This window comes from Streptomyces sp. NPDC052301 (assembly GCF_044593395.1).
In the GTDB taxonomy this organism is placed as follows: Bacteria; Actinomycetota; Actinomycetes; order Streptomycetales; family Streptomycetaceae; genus Streptomyces.
The window spans coordinates 1-17,742 of sequence record NZ_JBIUBE010000015.1; the positions used below are offsets into that span (position 1 = coordinate 1).

General features: G+C 71.6%; 20 protein-coding genes. 13 read left to right on the plus strand and 7 right to left on the minus strand.

Translation table 11 applies throughout. From position 1 onward, the window contains the following. Nucleotides 1-174: 174 nt before the first annotated feature. The 3 genes from ACIHEJ_RS32450 to ACIHEJ_RS32460 are packed head-to-tail and all read left to right on the plus strand — an operon-like array spanning nucleotide 175 to nucleotide 1,501. Nucleotides 175-432: a DUF6400 family protein gene (locus ACIHEJ_RS32450; protein ID WP_400140855.1), complete on the plus strand. Its 258-nt coding sequence runs from the start codon at nucleotides 175-177 to the stop codon at nucleotides 430-432. After that, a complete protein-coding gene (locus ACIHEJ_RS32455) occupies nucleotides 419-652 on the plus strand; it encodes a hypothetical protein (protein WP_400140857.1) in 234 nt (77 codons plus the stop codon). The genes ACIHEJ_RS32450 and ACIHEJ_RS32455 overlap by 14 nt, the downstream gene beginning before the upstream one ends. 54 nt (nucleotides 653-706) lie before the next feature. Further along, nucleotides 707-1,501, plus strand: a complete 795-nt coding sequence (locus ACIHEJ_RS32460; protein WP_400140859.1) for an SDR family NAD(P)-dependent oxidoreductase — start codon at nucleotides 707-709, stop codon at nucleotides 1,499-1,501. On the opposite strand, the gene ACIHEJ_RS32465 is transcribed toward ACIHEJ_RS32460, so the two are convergent. Next, on the minus strand, nucleotides 1,488-2,720 hold the full coding sequence (locus tag ACIHEJ_RS32465) for a PP2C family protein-serine/threonine phosphatase (protein WP_400140860.1): 1,233 nt from the start codon (nucleotides 2,718-2,720) through the stop codon (nucleotides 1,488-1,490). The genes ACIHEJ_RS32460 and ACIHEJ_RS32465 overlap by 14 nt on opposite strands. 266 nt (nucleotides 2,721-2,986) lie before the next feature. Here ACIHEJ_RS32465 and ACIHEJ_RS32470 point away from each other — a divergent pair, with 266 nt between their 5' ends. Next, the gene (locus ACIHEJ_RS32470) at nucleotides 2,987-4,057 is read left to right on the plus strand and encodes a PP2C family protein-serine/threonine phosphatase (RefSeq protein ID WP_400140862.1); all 1,071 of its coding nucleotides are present in this window, start codon (nucleotides 2,987-2,989) and stop codon (nucleotides 4,055-4,057) included. Between the two features lie 123 nt (nucleotides 4,058-4,180). Here the strand turns inward: ACIHEJ_RS32470 and ACIHEJ_RS32475 are convergent, their stop codons facing one another. Further along, complete coding sequence (locus tag ACIHEJ_RS32475; protein WP_400140864.1) at nucleotides 4,181-4,918, minus strand: hypothetical protein; 738 nt, start codon at nucleotides 4,916-4,918, stop codon at nucleotides 4,181-4,183. On the opposite strand from ACIHEJ_RS32475, the gene ACIHEJ_RS32480 reads away from it, so the two are divergent. Further along, entirely contained in the window at nucleotides 4,896-5,288 is a 393-nt protein-coding gene (locus ACIHEJ_RS32480) for a hypothetical protein (RefSeq protein ID WP_400140865.1), read from the plus strand. The genes ACIHEJ_RS32475 and ACIHEJ_RS32480 overlap by 23 nt on opposite strands. Before the next feature lie 94 nt (nucleotides 5,289-5,382). On the opposite strand, the gene ACIHEJ_RS32485 is transcribed toward ACIHEJ_RS32480, so the two are convergent. After that, nucleotides 5,383-6,039: a hypothetical protein gene (locus ACIHEJ_RS32485; protein ID WP_400140866.1), complete on the minus strand. Its 657-nt coding sequence runs from the start codon at nucleotides 6,037-6,039 to the stop codon at nucleotides 5,383-5,385. 273 nt (nucleotides 6,040-6,312) lie between these two features. On the opposite strand from ACIHEJ_RS32485, the gene ACIHEJ_RS32490 reads away from it, so the two are divergent. Beyond that, complete coding sequence (locus tag ACIHEJ_RS32490) at nucleotides 6,313-6,687, plus strand: VOC family protein (RefSeq protein ID WP_400140868.1); 375 nt, start codon at nucleotides 6,313-6,315, stop codon at nucleotides 6,685-6,687. A gap of 46 nt (nucleotides 6,688-6,733) precedes the next feature. Here ACIHEJ_RS32490 and ACIHEJ_RS32495 read toward each other — a convergent pair whose 3' ends face one another. Continuing rightward, nucleotides 6,734-7,222 (minus strand): GNAT family N-acetyltransferase, encoded by a 489-nt coding sequence (locus ACIHEJ_RS32495; RefSeq protein ID WP_400140870.1) that lies wholly within the window; start codon nucleotides 7,220-7,222, stop codon nucleotides 6,734-6,736. 489 nt (nucleotides 7,223-7,711) lie between these two features. Here ACIHEJ_RS32495 and ACIHEJ_RS32500 point away from each other — a divergent pair, with 489 nt between their 5' ends. The 3 genes from ACIHEJ_RS32500 (at nucleotide 7,712) to ACIHEJ_RS32510 (ending at nucleotide 11,305) form a co-directional block, all read left to right on the plus strand. After that, entirely contained in the window at nucleotides 7,712-8,155 is a 444-nt protein-coding gene (locus ACIHEJ_RS32500) for a universal stress protein (RefSeq protein WP_400140872.1), read from the plus strand. A gap of 131 nt (nucleotides 8,156-8,286) precedes the next feature. Beyond that, nucleotides 8,287-10,986, plus strand: a complete 2,700-nt coding sequence (locus tag ACIHEJ_RS32505; RefSeq protein WP_400140874.1) for a LuxR C-terminal-related transcriptional regulator — start codon at nucleotides 8,287-8,289, stop codon at nucleotides 10,984-10,986. A 121-nt stretch (nucleotides 10,987-11,107) separates the two neighbouring features. Next, on the plus strand, nucleotides 11,108-11,305 hold the full coding sequence (locus tag ACIHEJ_RS32510) for a hypothetical protein (RefSeq protein ID WP_366015656.1): 198 nt from the start codon (nucleotides 11,108-11,110) through the stop codon (nucleotides 11,303-11,305). 28 nt (nucleotides 11,306-11,333) lie between these two features. On the opposite strand, the gene ACIHEJ_RS32515 is transcribed toward ACIHEJ_RS32510, so the two are convergent. Next, a complete protein-coding gene (locus tag ACIHEJ_RS32515; RefSeq protein WP_400140876.1) occupies nucleotides 11,334-11,912 on the minus strand; it encodes a potassium channel family protein in 579 nt (192 codons plus the stop codon). A 391-nt stretch (nucleotides 11,913-12,303) separates the two neighbouring features. Here ACIHEJ_RS32515 and ACIHEJ_RS32520 point away from each other — a divergent pair, with 391 nt between their 5' ends. The 4 genes from ACIHEJ_RS32520 (at nucleotide 12,304) to ACIHEJ_RS32535 (ending at nucleotide 15,289) form a co-directional block, all read left to right on the plus strand. Further along, entirely contained in the window at nucleotides 12,304-13,653 is a 1,350-nt protein-coding gene (locus tag ACIHEJ_RS32520; protein ID WP_400140878.1) for a hypothetical protein, read from the plus strand. Nucleotides 13,654-13,757: 104 nt separating this feature from the next. Beyond that, on the plus strand, nucleotides 13,758-14,234 hold the full coding sequence (locus ACIHEJ_RS32525; RefSeq protein WP_400140880.1) for an SHOCT domain-containing protein: 477 nt from the start codon (nucleotides 13,758-13,760) through the stop codon (nucleotides 14,232-14,234). A gap of 48 nt (nucleotides 14,235-14,282) precedes the next feature. Next, complete coding sequence (locus tag ACIHEJ_RS32530) at nucleotides 14,283-14,711, plus strand: hypothetical protein (RefSeq protein ID WP_400140882.1); 429 nt, start codon at nucleotides 14,283-14,285, stop codon at nucleotides 14,709-14,711. Nucleotides 14,712-14,827: 116 nt separating this feature from the next. Further along, nucleotides 14,828-15,289, plus strand: coding sequence for a GNAT family N-acetyltransferase (locus ACIHEJ_RS32535; RefSeq protein WP_400140884.1), 462 nt, complete (start codon nucleotides 14,828-14,830; stop codon nucleotides 15,287-15,289). Between the two features lie 51 nt (nucleotides 15,290-15,340). Here ACIHEJ_RS32535 and ACIHEJ_RS32540 read toward each other — a convergent pair whose 3' ends face one another. Both ACIHEJ_RS32540 and ACIHEJ_RS32545 read right to left on the minus strand, forming a co-directional pair. After that, on the minus strand, nucleotides 15,341-16,858 hold the full coding sequence (locus ACIHEJ_RS32540) for an MFS transporter (protein WP_400140886.1): 1,518 nt from the start codon (nucleotides 16,856-16,858) through the stop codon (nucleotides 15,341-15,343). Between the two features lie 97 nt (nucleotides 16,859-16,955). Then, the gene (locus ACIHEJ_RS32545; protein ID WP_400141234.1) at nucleotides 16,956-17,687 is read right to left on the minus strand and encodes an SDR family oxidoreductase; all 732 of its coding nucleotides are present in this window, start codon (nucleotides 17,685-17,687) and stop codon (nucleotides 16,956-16,958) included. Nucleotides 17,688-17,742 lie beyond the last annotated feature (55 nt).

Below are 17,742 nucleotides of genomic sequence, written 5' to 3' on the forward strand. Positions count from 1 at the left end.
CGCGGGCCGCGGGGGGGGGGGGGGGGCGGGCGCCCCCCCGCCCCCCCCCGCGCCCCCCCCCCCCCCCCCCCCCCCCCCCCCCCCCCCCCCCCCCCCCCCCCCCCCCCCCCCCCGGCTGTGATGTCCCCCACGGAACCTTGCCGTGGTGGGGAACGCGTACCTACGTTCGGTGATATGTCCTCCTCTGACCCCAGCCTTCCTGTCGAGCCGGTCGAGTTCTCCGTCGACCTCACCGCCCACGAAATGCTCCGGCGCACCCACGTCATGGCGGCCGTCGGCCCCGAGTGGGACCCGGTCGCGGCGCTGCGCGGCGAGGAGGAGGCCTACGACCTGCTCTACTCCGGCCTGGACGACGAGCAGCAGCGGATCTACGACGAGCTCGTCGCGGCCGGCGTCCTCCCGAAGCGCGGAGACGGCCGTGCTGCCGCTTGATCCGCACGCCGACATCAGCCGCCGCGCCTGGGTGACCTGCCCGAACTGCGAGGACCACCGGGGCTGCGCCACCTGCGAGAGCCGGCGCAGGTGCACCCGGCACTGGCGCTACCTGCTGTCGAACACCGGCAGCCTGCTGCATCTGCAGTGCCCCACGTGCACCCATGTCTGGGACCACGAGACCGGTTTCGGCGCCACGCGGTCCCGCCGAGAGGCATGAGCCAGGAGCTGTGCCTACCGTGGGTCCGGGGGGCCGATCCGGACAAGGACCGCCATGGACCTGCAGCTCAAGGACAAGGTCGCCGTCGTCACGGGAGCGAGCAAGGGCATCGGCCTGGCCATCGCCGACGCGTTCGCCCGTGAAGGCGCGCGCGTCGTCGCCGGCAGCCGGAGCAGCACTCCCGAGCTCGAAGGGCTCCACGAGAAGTACGGCGTCACCGCGGTTCCGGTCGACCTGGCCACCGCCGAGGGGCCCCAGGCCCTCGTCCGGGCCGCCGTCGACCGGCACGGCAGGGTCGACATCCTGGTCAACAACGTGGGTACCGCGGCGCCCCGGCCGAGCTTCCTGGACATCGACGACGCCGAATGGCAGCGGATCTTCGACATGACGCTGTTCAGCGCCGTCCGCACCAGCCGCGCGGCGCTGCCCCACCTCCTGGCCGCGGGCGGGGGCGCCCTCATCAACATCACCTCCATCAACGCGCGTCTGCCGTTCCCCATGGTCGTGGACTACTCCGCCGCCAAGGCCGGGCTGACCAGCCTCACCAAGTCACTCTCCGAGGAGTTCGCCCCACGGGGTGTCCGGGTCAACGCGATCGCCCCGGGGCCGGTCCGGACTCCCTTCTGGACCGCGCCCGGTGGCTTCGCCGACGCCACCGCGGCCCAGGCCGGCACGACCGCGCAGGAAGCCATCGACGTGGTGGTGCCGAAGAGCATGGGCATCTCCACCGGACGGGTCACCGAAGCGCACGAAGTCGCCGACCTGGCTCTCTTCCTCGCCTCCCCGCTCGCCGGCAACATCACAGGAGCCGAGTTCACGATCGACGGCGGCCAGGTCAAGACGCTGTGATCGCTCCGTCCCCGGTGGTCCGGTCCTGGTCACGCCGGCGCAGGCGCGCGGCCAGTACCGCGACGTCGTCCTCGGTGTGCCGGGCCTCGAGGCGGGCGAGCACCGTGTCGAGGATGTCCTCCAGACCCGATGCGGCCCGGAAGTCCACCTCGGTCAGCCGTTGCAGGGAGCGGTCGATGTCCTCGCCGCGCCGCTCGACGAGCCCGTCGGTGAAGAGCAGCAGCGCCTGGGACGGGTCCAGCCGGCAGGTCGCCGGTTCGTAGCCGCCCAGCCCGGTGCCCAGCGGCGGTCCGACCGGAACCGGCAGCAGTGAGGTGCGGCCCTGCCCGTCCAGGACGGCCGGGGGCAGATGGCCGGCGCTCGCGAAGGTCACCTGTCCGCGATTGGGGTCGACCTGAGCGATGAGGCAGGTGGCCGGCCTGCGGTCCGGCTCGTCGGCGGCGAGCTCGTCGAGCTGGCGCAGCACGCGGTGCGGGGGCAGGTCGGCGGAGGCGATGTAGCGCAGGGAGGAGCGGTAGGCGGCCATGTCGACGGCCGCTTCCAGACCGTGCCCCATCACGTCGCCGACCACGAGCAGTGTGCGGCCGAAGTGGAGCCGGACCGTCTCGCACCAGTCCCCGCCGACCAGGGCGCTCTGCCCGACCGGGAGGTAGCGGGTGGCCACGTCCAGATTGGGATGCGGTCGGCCGGGTTGCGACAGCAGGGCGCGCTGCAGCTTCCCGACGATGCCGGACACCGCGTCGTGCTCGCGGGCGTGCCGGATGTGGGAGGCGGCGTGCTCGGCGAGGAACGTCAGCAGCTCCGCCTCCGCGTCCGTGTACGGTGCCTCCTCGCGGGCGCTGACCAGCACGCCGTAGCAGCGGCCGGCCGTGGCGAGCGGTACGCGGACCGCGAGACCGGCCGGCCCGGTCACCAGGGGGAGGAAGCCGCCGTCCGCCGGCCCCGCGGCCTGCCGGGGCTCCGCCGCGGACCACCAGGCGTCGGGCAGCAGCGCCGGGTTCCCGACGGTGGCCTCGTACCGCGAGCCGCCCCGGTCCCCGCTGAGCAGGACGGCCGCCGCGCCGCCCACCTGCCGGGCGACCTCCCGGGTCAGCTCCGCGTACGTGGTGTCCTCGTCGAGCGTGGTGCCGATCCGGGTCACCGCCGCGCGCAGGGCGCTCAGCCCGGGCGGCACGCCGACGCCCGGTGCGGGCGCGCGACCAGGTTCGGCCGGACGCACCGTCGTCGGTCTGTGAAACGACTCGTACCCTTCCGACACATGCACCACCCTAAGTCCATGGCAACCCGAGCCGGGTGACACAGACGTTTCATCACGTCGAACACATGCCCGCAGCGGAGCCGGCCGGCACCCCACTCCGGGGAGGGGGTGCACAGCGCGAAGCCCGGTTCGCCCGTTAAGATACTTTTGTGATCGGGGCAGGACGGCATCGACGTCGTCACCGAGCTCCGTACGGTGGCCGACGCCAGACCGTACTGCTGTCCCCCATGGTTCTCGCGGTCCTGGTCACCGGGCTGGCGTTCGCCACCCCCAGGGAGATCGCCTTCAGCCGTCTCCTGCCGGCCGCCCCCGCACTGGCCGCAGCGATGTGGCCCGTGATTCCCACGATCCTGCTCGGGGTGTTCTGCCTGCTGGTCATGATCGGGCTCAGCCTCGTCTACGCCGATCTGGGGACGCCCTTCACGGCCGCGGCAATCGTCGTCGTCACCCTGGTGGCGTCCTATACGAGCCGTGTGCGCATGCAGCGGGAGGAGATGCTCTTCCAGGTCCGCCTCGTCGCCGACGCAGCGCAGCAGGTGCTGCTGCGCCCGCTGCCACGCCGGATCCAGGACGTCGAGATCGAGTCCCTGTATCTGGCGGCCCAGGAACAGGCCCGGATCGGCGGCGACTTCTACGAGGTGGCCGACACGCAGTACGGCGTGCGGCTCCTCATCGGTGACGTGCGCGGCAAAGGGCTGTCGGCGGTCGGGGCGGCCTCGGCGGTGATCAACTGCTTCCGGGAGAACGCCTACGACCAGCCCGACCTGAGCAGCATCATCCATCGCCTGGAGACCAGTATCGGCCGCTACAGCGTCGGGCTCCTCGACCCCGACGAGCCGGAGCACTTCGCCACGGCTCTGATCGCCGAGATCCCGCACGCCGGCGGCCAGGTGAGGATCCTCAACTGCGGGCACCCGCCGCCGCTGCTGGTGCAGGACGGGAAGATCCACGTCCTCGAGCCTGTCAAGCCGTCACCGCCACTGAACCTCGCCGCGCTGCTGGGCGACGACTACACCGTGGAAACCGTCGACTTCACCCCGGGCGACCAGCTGCTGCTCTACACCGACGGCGTCACGGAGACCCGGGACCGCACCGGCACGTTCTTCCCGCTGCCGGACTGGCTGCAGGAGCTCGGCCCGGCAGCGCCGCGCGAGCTGCTGGACCGGCTGCACCAGGACCTGGTCCACTACAGCGGTGGCAGGCTCGAGGACGACATCGCGGCCGTCGCCGTTCGCTCCGCACAGCCGACGATCGCCTGCCCGCCGCGGTGCGCACCCGGGGGACGAGGTCGTCCATGAACCGCTCGGCGCCGCTTGCCTTTCTCTCGGCGCCGGTTGCCTTTCTCAACGGCCCGGAAGGCCGGCGTTCGATATTGCGTGGAGGTCGAATCCCGGGTCGCTCTGCTCGGCGGCCCGCCCGACTCAGGTGAAGGTCACCTCGGCGGAGGCGTGCCGGTCCTCGCGGGGGCCGGCGACACGCAGCCGGGCGTGCCCGTCGCCGTGAGTGCCGTCGGCGAGGAGCCGCTCACCCGCGAACGCCGGCCGGTGCAGCCGGTGGGGCAGTGACCGCACCTGCCGTGCGGGCGCGTTCCTCCGCACCGGTTCCAGCATCAGCAGGGCCAGCAGCGGGCCGTGCACGACGAGGCCGGGGTAGCCCTCCACATCACGGCAGTACGGGGTGTCGTAGTGGATGCGGTGGGCGTTGGCGGTGAGCGCGCTGAACCGGAACAGCAGGGTTTCGGCCGGTTGGAAGGGCAGGTGCCACGGGCCCGCGGGCTTCGGCGCGGCCGAGTCCTCGAGCGTGGCCGGGTCCCGGGACACAGAGCCGTCGCCCGACCGGTAGACGATGTCCTGCTCCTCGACCATGCAGGTACGGCCGCGCTGCCGGAACTCCTGGCGTTCGGTGACGAACAGCAGCTCGCCGCTGCGCCCCTGCTTGGGAGTGACGGCGGCCAGGCTGCTGACGCGCTCGGCGGCCTCGCCGAGACGCAGGGGCTCGGCGATCTCGCAGCGTCCGCCGGCGAACATGCGGCGCCGGTGGGGGACGGGCGGCAGGAAGCGGTCGTCCCGCAGGTGTCCGTCGGGGCCGAGGGCGCGCTGCGGTGCCCAGTGCAGGAAGTACAGCCACTTCCTGGCGATGGATCCGTTCGCCGGTTTCAACCGCGTCCACGGCACCCCGCTGTGCTGCGCCGTGGCCGATCTCGTCCGCACCCGCCGTACCTTCGTCCGGTCGCTCGGCAAGCCCGGCCGGAGACTGCTGCAGGAGACCGAGGCGCACTGGCGTTTCGACGTCACCGAGGCCCTGGCCGACGGCGACCGGCTCTTGGCCTTCGGCAGGCCGGCCGGAAGCTTCCCCGCTCCTGGTGTCCGTGCAGAGGTCCAGCAGGACGGCTCGGTCTGTGCCGCTTCGGTCGAGTACCAGCCGGTGGGCGGCGCACCCGGCGACGCCTGCCTGAGCGTCGACGGCCCTGCGGAGGTGACCACGAGCAGCGTGCCCCGTCCCGCCGAGTGCGGCGAGCGGGAACACTAGGGTGCGCATCGAGTCGTGATCGCGCCGCGGCTCCTGCCTTCCTGGCGGGGCTTGACCGAATGGATCGTCGTGCGAGTGCGAGTGACGGGCAGGTCTACGTCCGAGGTGTGCCGTCCCAGCGCCATGTGGTCAGGCGGGACCGGCCGGGCAGTTCGGCGCGTCCGGTGGCCCACAACAGCGTGGGCCAAGGATCCGTCGAGTCCGGCGCGGCCGGAAACAGCCGGGCCAGCACGCGCGCACACAGATCGGCGGGTGGATGCCAGGCGAGCCCGAGCCCCTGCGCCAGGTCGTGCGTGTGCACCAGCGTCTCCACGATCCCCATCGCTGCGAAGCCCTCGGGATCCGAGACGCCGAAGCCGTGGTAGGCCCGGGTCCGCGGAGGTGTCGTGCGCACCATGGCGACCAGCAGCGCGCCACTCGCCTCCAGCACCTGCAACAGGCCGGCGGGCCCCGCTTCACGGTTCGCGTGAATGGCGTTCGCCGGGCCGCCGGGCCGTCGGCTCTCCCACACGAACGGCACCTCGCCCTCCAAAGGCGGTGTCGTGGGCCCCAGTTGCGCCGCGTAGGCGAAGAGGTCGTCGCTGAGGTGCTCCGCCGTCTCCCAGCAGTCCCATTCCAGCGAACCCGCCCTGCCCTCCCATGCGGCAGGGGGAGCCTTGCGAAGGACGGCCACGGCGAGCTGCACGGCAAGCTCGAGGTCGTCCGCGGTGACCGGGGTGGGGGAGGGGCCAGTCTCTGCTGATCGGGACATGGCAGAACCGTACCGCTCACGAGCTGCGGACTGGTGGCGGCAGCCTGTGATCCCGGGTGGGTGACTGGTTGTCATGAGGGCGTGCGGCAAGTACGGTTGCTCGACGTGAACACCGGACCGGCGCTACGCCACCCACAGATCGGCTATCCGGTGGAGGGCTGATCGGACAGCGGGTGCGAAGAAGGCACCCCCTCGATTCGGCACGCGGACCCCCCAGTGCTCGTGCACCACGACGAGTCCGCTTCCGTGTCGAACCACCATGAGGCCCACCGAATGACAGCCACGTTCAACCACACCATCATCGCCGCCAAGGACCGCGACGCATCGGCCCGTTTCTTCCGAGAGCTACTGGAGCTGCCGGAAGCGCCGTCCTGGGGCCCCTTCACCAACATCCAGCTCACCGACGGCGTACTGCTCCAATTCGCCGAGCCGCCGGTGGAGATCCAGATGCAGCACTACGCCTTCCTGGTCGACGACGAGCTGTTCGACCGGGCGTACCGGCGACTCTGCGAGCGCGGCGTCGAGCACTGGGCCGATCCGCAGATGCGACGCCCCGGTGAGATCAACGACGAGCACGGCGGTCGCGGGGTGTACTTCAAGGACCCGGCCGGTCACGCCATCGAGCTGATCACCCGTCCCTACCTGTAACCGGGGCGGCCCCTGGTCGGGCACCTGCGCAAGGCGCCCGACCAGGTCACCCGGCCGGTGCCTGCGCGGCCAGGGCCCTGAGGGCGTCACCGCTCACCCGGCACACCGTCCACTCCTCCAGCAGCTCCGCGCCGAGCGATTTGTAGAAGCCGATCGCCGGCTCGTTCCAGGCCAGGACCCACCATTCGAAACGCTCGTAGCCGCTGCGCTCGCAGATCGCGGCGAGCGAGGCGAGCAGGGCCTTGCCATGGCCCCCGCTCCGGGCGTGCGGTCGTACGTAGAGGTCCTCCAGGTGCATGCCGCCCGTGCCGGTCCACGTCGAATAGTGCTGGAACCACACGGCGTAGCCGACGGTCTCGCCCGTACCGTCGTCCTCGGCGATCAACGCGAAGGCGGCGGGACGTTCGCCGAACAGCGCCTCGCGAAGCTGCTCCTCGGTCGCCCGGGCCTGCTCGGGAGCCCGTTCGTACTCGGCGAGTTCGCGGATCATCGCGCGGATCTCCGCGACGTCGTTCACAGTTGCGGCACGGATCATGCCGGGAATCATCGATCACCGTTGCGGGCCGTGTCCATCCGGATCCGCTTGCGGAGCGGCACCGCGCACGGGGACGCTGCCCCGATGACGACTTCCGTCGTTGCGTTCGCCGGTGCCACCTTCCTGATCGAGGACGGGTGGGAGGAGTGCTGCGGCGGCAGTCCGTCCGGCGCCGCATGGAACAGCTCTCCGGGGCGGCCCTGGTCGCACCGGGGATACGGCCGGCCACGGAGTCCCGTTGATCGTTCCGGAGTCCCGTTGATCGTTCCCAGGGTGCCGGGCAGGCGTTCGCTCAGGTTTTTGACGTCAGGGCCCACAACAGACCGGCCTGCAGCGGTGAAGCACCTCGCAACCGAGGACCACGGGCGCGCAGGATACGCCGTCATGCCGCTGGATGCTCTCCTATGGCGGTGTGGCGACGGGTCGCTCAGCGTGGAACGCAGAGGAGTCCGGCCGGGCGGGCCGAACGCCGCAGGAGAGGTGGAACGCATGGACAAGGACGTCTCCGAGCCGCGGGTCGTGGTCGGTGTCGACGGGTCGCCGTCCTCGTACGCGGCCCTGCGCTGGGCCGTCCGGTACGCCGGCCTCGTCGGCGGCGTCGTGGACGCGGTCGCCGTGTGGGAGCTGCCGGGCCTGTACGGCTGGTCCGCGCCCGCCGTGGACATGGACATCGACGAGGACGAGACCCGGCAGCACATGGGGCAGGAGCTGACGGAGGTGCTCGGCGCGGACGAGGCCGGCTCGGTCCGGACGCACGTCGTGCACGGCAACCCCGCCGACGTCCTGCTGCGGGCCGCCGAGGGCGCCGAGGCCGTGGTGCTGGGCAGCCGTGGGAGGGGCGGGTTCGCCCGCGCGCTGCTCGGTTCCGTCAGCCAACACGTGTCACAGCACGCGCACTGTCCCGTCGTGATCGTGCGCACCGAGAAGCAGTGACGGGACCCGTGGGGCCTGTTCTGCCGCAGGAGGGACCAGTGGCCCATGTGCCTGGGCGGCCGTGAGGGCACACGCTGGACGATGGGAGGCACTTTGTCCGCGACCCGACCTCATCAGTGGTGGTGAACACCATGAGCGTGCTGGACGAGAACGGACCGGTTCCGAGACCACCGTCCGCAGATCCCCGAGGAGACCCGTTTCTGCGGACGCAGTTCGCCATACCGACGCGTCCCGGCACGTTCCTGCGCCGGAACCGGCTGGCCAGACACCTCGACGAGGCACTTGTGACACCGTTGACCGTGGTCGACGGAGCCGCGGGGGCGGGCAAGACGCTGCTGGTCGCCGACTGGGCCGCGGCGCTGGACGGGCACGTCGCCTGGCTCACCGCACAGGTGGCGGACAAGGGAAGCGGCACCTTCTGGGCGTACCTGCTCCAGGCGCTGCGCCTGTCCGGCGTACCCCTGTCCACCGACGTCGGCTTCCCCGCCGAGGCCGGACGCGTGGACGACGGGCTCCTCACCCGGCTCGCCGCCGAACTCAGCGCCCGGGACGTACCGGCGACCATGGTCATCGACGAGTACGACCGCGTGACCGACCCGGAGATCACGGACCAGCTCGCCTTCGTCCTCCAGCACGCGGGACACGGCATGCGCCTGGTCCTCGTCACGCGCACCGAGCCGCTGCTCCCGCTGCACCGCTACCGTACCGCCGGCGCCATCACGGAGATCAGGAACGCGGAGCTGGCCTTCACCCCCGACGAAGCGGCCCGCCTGCTGACGCTGCACGGGCTGCACCTCCCCGCCGATGACGTCCGCGCGCTGGTGGAGCGCACCCGGGGCTGGGCGGCCGGACTGCGGCTGTGCGCTCTGGCCGCGCAGGGGGAGACGGACCCGCAGATGTTCCTGAAGGAGTTCGAAGCCGACCGCACGACGATCGCCGACTTCCTGTTGGCCGAGGTGCTCGAGCGGCAGGGGGACGAGACGCAGGACCTGCTGCTGCGGGTCAGCATCCTCGAACGCGTCTGCCCGGATCTGGCCGACGCCCTGACCGGCCGCAGCGACGCCGAACGCATCCTGTCCGGGCTCCACCGTGAGAACGCGTTCGTCGAGCACCTCGGGCACGCCTGGTTCCGTCTGCACCCGCTGTTCGGGGAGATCCTCCACGCGCACCTGCGGGCGCGCTGCCCCGGGCTGGAAGCCGAGCTCCACCGCCGCGCGGCGCACTGGCTGCGCTGCTCGGGCTCCCTCGACGAGACGCTCGACCACGCCGCCGCGGCGGACGACTGGCAGGCCGCCGCCGATGCCCTCGTCGGCGATCTCGCCATCGGGGAGATATTCACCGGCCTGCACTCCGACGCCCGCTCCGAGCTGTTCTCCCGCATGGGTCCCCAGCCCGTGAGCCCCGCCACCGAGCTCGTCCGTGCGGCCCGCGACCTGTCCCGGTGCGACGTCGCACACGGCCTGTCCCGACTGGACCGGACCGCTCGGACCCTGGCGCGGCAGAGCGAGTCGCCCGAGGACGCCGAGGACGATGCCGCCGCCCTGGCAGCCGCCCGGCTGAGCTGTGCCCTCCTGCAAGCCCTGGCCGCGCGGCTGACCGGCTCGCCGGGACGGGCGGAGACGGCCGCCCGGGCCGCCGAGAGCCTTCGACGCGAGGTGCCGGGCCGGCGTCTCGAAGAGCACCCGGAACTCGACGCCCTCCTCCTCACCCATCTCGGCTCGACCCGCTTGTGGGCCGGCCGTTTCGGGGCGGCGCGAGAGGCCCTGGCCGCGGTCGTCGACTCCGGCCGGGCGCCGTCGACGGCACGACTGCGTGAGGAGTGTCTGGGCCACCTCGCCCTCATCGACTACCTGAAGGGCTGGCCCGACAGGGCCGAGCGCGAGGCTCTGGCCGCCGTGACCACGGCGGACCGCCACAGCCCGGCCCCGGCGCCCGGACCGGGGCTGGGATCGCTGGTCCTGGCCGCAGTCGCCCTGGACCGGGACGAGCTGGACCGGGCCCAGGTGCTCCTCGACGCCGCGGTCGACGCGCGGCACCCGCTGCCGGACCCCGTCGCCCAGGCGGGGCGGGCCATCGTCACCGGGCGTGTCCTGATGGCCCGCGGCGAGACGCAGGCCGCGCTCGAAGCGGTGGACCGGACTGTCGCGGCAGACACGGCATCTCCCTGGGCCGAGGCGCACACGGCGGCGGTGGCGGCCGCCGCGCACCTCGCCGAGGGCCGGCCGGAGCTGGCCGTCGAGCTGCTGCGCCAGGATGCCGGCCGTGAGCCGGTCTGCCTGGTGGAAGCCGCACAGGCGGAGTTGGCCGTGGGCAGGACCGGCGCCGCGGCCGACCTGGTCGACCGAGTGCTGCAGGAGGGCCACATCGGCCCCGCGATCACCGTCCGGGCCGCGTTGGTGAGGGCCCGGGCGGCAGGCGAAGCCGGGGACCTCGCCACTCAGCGCAGACTCGTGGCCCAGGCGCTCCGGGAGGCGCGGCGCGAGCGGTTGCGGCGTCCCTTCCGTGAGGCCGGACCGTGGCTGCGGCCTCTGCTCGGCACCGTGTCGCTGCGCGGACTGGCCGAGGGCTGGCTGATCCCCGGCTCGCCGTCCTCGGCCGGCCCGGCGCGCCCCGAGGAACGGTCGCCGTTGCCGGTCGTGGAAGAACTCAGCGGACGTGAACGCGACGTCCTGCGACGGCTGGCCCAGATGATGTCGACGCAGGAGATCGCCACCGACCTGTATGTGTCGGTCAACACCGTCAAGACCCACCTCAAGAGCGCCTACCGCAAGCTCGGTGTGAACCGCCGTCACGACGCCGTCCACCGCGCGCGTGAGCTGGGACTGCTGTGACGACCGGGCGTCCGCCGCGGTATCACCTCCCCCGGGTGAAGCCGGGTGGCGGGCCCGAAGAGGAGGATCGCACGGACAGGGACTGGCACGATGCCCCGAGCGACGTGGGGAAGAGCAGCTCATGCGCTACGAGATTCGCGTCGACGGACGGATGACAGAGACGTTGACCAAGGCGTTCCCTGAGCTGGAGCACGTCGTGATGTCCGGTCACACCGTCCTGTTCGGACCGGTCGTCGACGAGGCTCAGCTGTACGGGCTGCTGGCCCGCTGCCAGTCGCTGGGGCTGAGGGTGCTGGAGATGCGCCAAGTACCGGAGTGATGCCACGTGCCGGAGCGATGCGGCCGGCTCACCGCGGCGGCTCGCGTCCCTGTCGCCGCAGACCGGCCCGGACCGCGGCCGAGAGCACCCGCACGGCGACGCCCACGAGCAACAGGCCGCAGATCATCTGCACCATCACCACGATCCTGCCTGGCTGCGACCGTGCGGTGATGTCACCGAACCCCACGGTGCTGAAGGTCGTGATCGTGAAGTACAGCGCGTCCGTTCTGGTCAGGGGCTCGCTGAAGGAGCCGGGAAGGGCACGTTCCATCAGGTAGTAGGTGCTCGCGAAGAGGATCAGATAGCCGGCCACCGTGACGGCCACGGCTTCCACGGCCCGCAGCCGCGGATGGGGCGAGCGCATGACGACCCACGCCTCCCACCCGAAGACGAGGACCACCGCCAGCAGACCGCCCAGCAGGAGGACCGAGGTACCCATGGTGGAGGGCCTGCTCAGCGGCAAGAGGTAGTAGGCGGCCACCAGACCGGTCGCGGTGCCCACGGTCCGGGCGACGGACACGGCCGTGGCCCGTCGCCTCGACGGGCCGGAACGCGGTGCGTCGCCTGGCGAGGTGTGCTTGGTCCGGGCAGCCGCTGGATCCGTCATCGTGTGTCTCTTCGTCCGCTTCGGTGCAGGCGTGCTGCCTGCCCGCAGCTTCCACCTCATCGCCCCGGTCCGGCGCGCGGATCACCCGCCAAGGGTGACGCCGACCGCGGCCCGCCGCGCGACGCTGGCTCGGTGAGGTCCCCACAACGGCCCCGCCGGCCGTCCGGCAGCGGGCCCCGTGATCACGTGAGGAGGAGCCATGACCGAGTCACGTGGTCACGGGCCGTACGCACGGGACGGGAGCAGGTTCCCGGCGGGGCCCCCAGCCGCTCGGACCGGCCGCAGACCTTTCTGACGAGGACGGCGACGAACACAAGGACCACGAGGAGCCATCACCGCCCTGCCCTGCGACACCGCTGACGACAGCGGTGCACATGCCCAAGGAGGAGCCATGGCTTCGGGCACCGCCTCCGGACCGACCCCTGCGGGTGAGCCCCCGCCGCCCGGTCACATACTGACCCCCGAGGAACACGCCGAATACCAGCGGCTGCGCAAGGCCTCACAGGTACGCCACCGGCGCCTGCGTCGCGTGGCCGCCTCCGTCCTCCTGGTGCTGACGCTCGTCCTCGCTCCCCTGGCCGTCGTCGCCGTCTGGGTCCACGACACGGTCGCCGACACCGACCGGTACGTACAGACCGTCGCTCCGCTCGCCTCGGAACCGGCCGTCCAGAACGCCGTGGTGAACCGGCTGACCGATCGCGTGGTGGCCCAGGTGGACGTCCAGGACGTGACCGCCTCGCTCACCAAGCTGCTCGCCGACAACGGGGCGCCGCCCGGCGTGGTCGACGCGTCGAAGTCGCTGACCGGTCCGCTGCGCTCGGCCGTGCAGACGGTCGTGCACCGCACCATCGACCGCGTGGTCACCAGCGACGTCTTCGAGCAGGCCTGGGTCGTGGGCAACCGGCGGGCGCAGTCCGCGGTGGTGGGCATGCTCACCGGAGAAGGGCAGGGGGCACTGCGGGCTCAGGGCGACACCGTCCAGCTGGACATCGGAGTGGTGATCGACCAGGTGAAGAAGCGCCTGGTCGACGCCGGCTTCCAGAGGGCGTCCGCCATCCCGCAGGTCGACCGCTCGATCACCCTGTTCCGCACGGACGAACTCACCAAGGCGCAGAACTTGATGCGGCTGCTCGACATCCTCGGCACCTGGCTGCCCATCGTGAGCCTCGCGGTGGCCGCCGCGGCCGTGTGGGCCGCTCCCGGGCACCGGGTGATGCTGATGGTCACCTCCATCGGCATCGGCATCATGATGATCGTGCTGCTCGTGGCACTGGTCGTCGCACGGCGCGTGTACCTCGACTCGGTGCCTCCGACGACCCTGCCGCCCGACGCCGCCGCCGCGATCTACGACACGTTCGTCCGCTTCCTGCGCGACAGCGTCCGTACGCTGCTCGTCGTCGCCGTGATCACCGCGCTCGCGGCCTTCCTGTACGGGCCGAGCCGGGCGGCCCGCGCCGTGCGCTCGACGGCGCAGCGGGGCACCACGGCCGCGGGGCGGGAACTGAGCCGCCGCGGCATGCGCACCGGCCTCGGCGGCCAGTGGCTGGCCGCGCACCGGTCGTGGACCACCGGCGTCATCATCGCGGCGGGCGCCCTGACCCTCGTCCTGTGGAACCACCCGACCGTCGGTGCGGTGGCACTCGTCCTCTGCCTGGTCCTCGTGGTGCTGGTGGTCACGGCGGTCCTGGCCGCCGCCTCGGGACCGGCCGCTGCCGACGCACCACATCCGTCGGCCCCCTGAGCGCCGTTCACCCGCGCCGGGTGAGGCGGCGCGGTTCCTGTCCTGCGCACGCTGAGAACGTCCGCAACGACTACCGGGTGCACACCTGGGACGGAGGAAGCGACATGAGCGCACCGACCTACCTCGCGTACGACTATCCGGCGCTGAGCGTCTTCTGGTCCATGCTGGTGTTCTTCCTGTGGATCATGTGGTTCGTGCTGCTCTTCCGGGTCGTCGTCGACATCTTCCGCGACGACAACCTGGGCGGCTGGGGGAAGGCCGGCTGGACCCTGTGCGTCGTCCTGCTGCCGTTCCTGGGCGTCCTCATCTACCTGATCGCCCGTGGCAAGGACATGGGCCGGCGCGAGGTCGAGCAGGCACGTGCGCAGCAGCAGGCCATCGACGACTACATCCGCCAGACCGCCCAGCAGGATGTGCCCCGCACCAGTGCCGACGAACTCGCGAAGCTCTCCGCGATGCGGTCCCGCGGCGACATCACCGACGACGAGTTCCGGCGGGCGAAGGAACTGGTTCTCGCGGGCAGCGGCAAGCCCGAACGGACCGAGCAGACCGGAGCCGTACCGTCCGCCTCCGCGCGCTGAGCATCGCGCACCGAGCACCCACGCACAGGAGAGAAACGAGGTAGCACGATGACCGCCACACGCACCGCGGCCGCAGGCACCGCCAAGCAGCAGTGGGCGACCGGCCTGACGGCCTTCGGAGCAGTCATGCTGATGCTCGCCGGGGTGCTGAACATCTTCCGCGGCATCATGGCGATCGCCCAGGACGATGTCTTCCTCACGACACGCAGCTACGTCTTCCGGTTCGACCTCACGGGCTGGGGCTGGGTGCATCTGGCCCTGGGCGTCGTCGCCTTCGCCGTGAGCATCGGACTCCTCAGGATTGCACCGTGGGCGCGCGCCGGCGGGGTGGCCATCGCCGCGCTGATCATCATCGCCAACTTCCTGTCCCTGCCGTACTACCCGGTCTGGTCGATCGTGATGATCGCGTTCTCCGGATTCATCATCTGGGCCCTGTGCGTGGTCCAGGAGGACGGCTCATCAGGCCTGTTCGGCTGAGAACTCCCCCGCACCCGGCGCGCCGTGCGTCCTCGACATCGGGGGCGCACCGCTCGCTGAGCGTCGCAACTCGCCCAGACGGCCCGGCTCTCGCCGCATCTGCCATGATCCTTGCCATGCGCTCACGGATCACACCGGCCGGCCTGACGGACATGCACCAGATCCTCGCCGACCACCATCGGTACTGGGCAGACCGCGACCTCCGCTCGCTCCACCTTCTCGCCCTGGTGCAGGAGTTCGGTGAGACATGCCTGGTCGCGCGCGCCGAGGACGGAATCCACGGATACCTCGTCGGGTTCGTCACCCCGACCGGTACCGGGTACGTCCACCTGATCGCGACCCGGGACGATGCCCGCGGCACCGGTCTCGGACGCCGCCTGTACACGCAGTTCTCCGACGCCGCGCACCGGCAGGGCGCGCGGCGGTTGAAGGCGATCACCTCGGTCGGCAACACCGGCTCCATCGCGTTCCACCGCCGGCTCGGTTTCGACGCGGAGACCGTCGACGACTACAACGGACCGGGGCAAGCCATGGTCGTCTTCCGACGCGATCTGCCGTTCGACGCGCCGCACCCCTGATCGCCCCGCAGGCCGGGCGTGGCTGTCGGCCGGGCGTGGCTGTCCGTGTGGTCAGGTCTGCCGGGCGTGCACGGGGTTGTGGGCGACCTCGTCCGGGCACTTCTCGTGCGGTGGGCGTGTCCGCCGGTCGCGGCGCCAGTCGAACGTCGCGAGGGCCAGGGACGCCACCATGCCGACGAGGGCCGCGCCGAGCGCGGTGACGAGGGCGCCGCGGTAGTCGTGGCTCGCGCTGAGCACCATGTAGAAGAGGCCGGGCAGTGCCGCCGTGCCCACCGCGGCGCCGAGCCGTTGCCCGGTCTGCAGGGCGCCGCCCGCCGCGCCCGCCATGTGCACGGGCACGTCGCGCAGCGTCAGGGTGATGTTGGGAGCCACCACGAAGCCGCCGCCGATGCCACCCAGGAACAGCATCGGGGCGGCGGCCCAGACAGCGGTACCGAGGGGCGCGAGGCGAATCAGCAGCGCGGTTCCGCCCAGACCGACGATCACGCCCACGAGTCCGCACACGGTGAGCAGTCGCCCGAACCGGTCCACCAGCCGGCCGGAGATCACGGCCGCGCCCGCCGAGCCGAGGGCGAAGGGGGTCACGGCCAGGCCGGAACGGAGGGGGCTGAAGTTGAGGCCGTGCTGGTAGAAGAGGGCGAAGACCAGCCAGATGCCGCTGAAGCCGATGAAGTACAGCGTGCCGACGCCGGCGCCGACGGCGTAGCCGCGCACGGTGGTGAACAGACGCGGGTCGAGCAGCGGTTGGGCACCGCGGGCGACGAGGCGGCGCTGCCACCGGGTGAAGGCGGCCAGCATCGCGACGCCGACGAGGAACAGCCACCACACCTGGTCCAGGCCGCCGGAGTCGGCCTGGACCAGCGGGTACATCACCGCGAGGACGCCGGCTGCGAGGAGGAGGATGCCGGGCACGTCCACGTGTCCCCGGCCGGAGCGCTCGGTGTGCGGCAGCAGGTGACGGCCGAGCAGGACGGCGAGGACGCCGATGGGGACGTTGACGTAGAAGATCCATCGCCAGCCCTGCGCACCGGAGGCCAGGGCGAGGACGGCACCTCCGATGAGGGGGCCGGCGGCGGAGGAGATGCCGACGGTGGCACCGAAGAAGCCGAACGCACGCCCTCGTTCGGCGCCCCGGAACATCTGCTGGATGAGCGCGGAGTTCTGCGGGGCCATGAAGCCGGCCGCCAGTCCCTGGGCGAGGCGGGCCGACACCAGCAGCGTGATGCCGGGAGCCGCGCCACAGACCGCGCTGCAGAGCACGAAGCCGGTGAGGGCCAGCAGAAAGATACGGCGCCGGTCCAGGGCGTCACCGAGCCGCCCGGCGGTGACGAGCGCGAGGGCGAAGGTGAGGGCGTATCCGGACACCACCCACTGCACCTGCGCGGGAGAGGCGTGCAGGTCACGCTGGATGGTGGGCAGGGCGACCGCCACGATCGTGACGTCCAGCAGGCTCATGAAGCCGGCCACCAGGGTCACCCACAGAGCCCGCCACCGGTTGGGATCCGGCTCGTACCCGGCTTCCCGAGCGCCCGGTGTCCGACCGTCTGCCGCTGACGTCGACGCTGTCACCTGCGCTCCTCTCACCAGGGCCGTACCCGGGCGAACCAAGTTCCCCGGCCCGGGCACGGGCACACACCGGGCCCGCGCGGCCCCGTACCTCGCTCGCTCAGGAGGAGAGCCAGTCGGTGTAGCGGGTGGGGGCGAGGTGGGCGTTTGTGTCGGTGAGGACGTCACCCTTGACGACGGCGAACATGCCGGCGGTGGGGTCGGTGACGACGGTGCGGTTGTCGCCCTTGTGGGACAGGGTGATCCGGCCCAGCTCGTCCAGCGGGAAGATCTCGGGGCCGGCGATGTCGTGGATGCCGTTCACCGGGTCGCCCGCGGCGATTTCCGCCACCGCCCGGGCCACGTCCTTGGAGGCGATCGGCTGGATCGGCGTGGGGGGCAACCGTACGGTGTCGCCGTCGGCGGTCCAGGACAGGACGGCGTCCATGAAGTCCATGAACTGCGTGGCCCGGACGATCGAGTACGGGATCGGGCCGGCCGCGAGGATCTGCTCCTGGAGCGCCTTGGCCCGGTAGTAGTCCAGCTCCGGCACCTGGTCCACGCCGACGATCGAGAGGATGACGAAGTGACCGACGCCGCCCTTGTGGGCGGCGGCCAGCAGATTGTCCATCGACGTCTGGAAGAAGGCGAGCGAGGCCTCGTCGAAGGTCGGGGAGTTCGTCACGTTGACGACGACGTCGGCGCCCGCCACCGCCTCGTCCACTCCCCGGCCGCTGATGATGTCGACGCCGGTGGACTGCGAGTGGGGTACCGCCTCGTGGCCGGCGGCGTTCAGGTTCTTGACGACCTGCGACCCGATCAGTCCGGTGCCGCCGATGACTGCGATCTTCATGACATGCCTTTCGTCGAGTTGTGCGCGGAACATTGCGCATCCGCGGCTGTTCGCG

Coding starts and splice junctions, on each gene's coding strand:
- ACIHEJ_RS32450 (WP_400140855.1), top strand. CDS start 175: ATGTCCTCCTCTGACCCCAGCCTTCCTGTCGAGCCGGTCGAGTTCTCC.
- ACIHEJ_RS32460 (WP_400140859.1), top strand. CDS start 707: ATGGACCTGCAGCTCAAGGACAAGGTCGCCGTCGTCACGGGAGCGAGC.
- ACIHEJ_RS32470 (WP_400140862.1), top strand. CDS start 2,987: ATGGTTCTCGCGGTCCTGGTCACCGGGCTGGCGTTCGCCACCCCCAGG.
- ACIHEJ_RS32480 (WP_400140865.1), top strand. CDS start 4,896: ATGGATCCGTTCGCCGGTTTCAACCGCGTCCACGGCACCCCGCTGTGC.
- ACIHEJ_RS32485 (WP_400140866.1), bottom strand. CDS start 6,039: ATGTCCCGATCAGCAGAGACTGGCCCCTCCCCCACCCCGGTCACCGCG.
- ACIHEJ_RS32490 (WP_400140868.1), top strand. CDS start 6,313: ATGACAGCCACGTTCAACCACACCATCATCGCCGCCAAGGACCGCGAC.
- ACIHEJ_RS32495 (WP_400140870.1), bottom strand. CDS start 7,222: ATGATCCGTGCCGCAACTGTGAACGACGTCGCGGAGATCCGCGCGATG.
- ACIHEJ_RS32500 (WP_400140872.1), top strand. CDS start 7,712: ATGGACAAGGACGTCTCCGAGCCGCGGGTCGTGGTCGGTGTCGACGGG.
- ACIHEJ_RS32505 (WP_400140874.1), top strand. CDS start 8,287: ATGAGCGTGCTGGACGAGAACGGACCGGTTCCGAGACCACCGTCCGCA.
- ACIHEJ_RS32510 (WP_366015656.1), top strand. CDS start 11,108: ATGCGCTACGAGATTCGCGTCGACGGACGGATGACAGAGACGTTGACC.
- ACIHEJ_RS32515 (WP_400140876.1), bottom strand. CDS start 11,912: ATGACGGATCCAGCGGCTGCCCGGACCAAGCACACCTCGCCAGGCGAC.
- ACIHEJ_RS32520 (WP_400140878.1), top strand. CDS start 12,304: ATGGCTTCGGGCACCGCCTCCGGACCGACCCCTGCGGGTGAGCCCCCG.
- ACIHEJ_RS32525 (WP_400140880.1), top strand. CDS start 13,758: ATGAGCGCACCGACCTACCTCGCGTACGACTATCCGGCGCTGAGCGTC.
- ACIHEJ_RS32530 (WP_400140882.1), top strand. CDS start 14,283: ATGACCGCCACACGCACCGCGGCCGCAGGCACCGCCAAGCAGCAGTGG.
- ACIHEJ_RS32535 (WP_400140884.1), top strand. CDS start 14,828: ATGCGCTCACGGATCACACCGGCCGGCCTGACGGACATGCACCAGATC.
- ACIHEJ_RS32545 (WP_400141234.1), bottom strand. CDS start 17,687: ATGAAGATCGCAGTCATCGGCGGCACCGGACTGATCGGGTCGCAGGTC.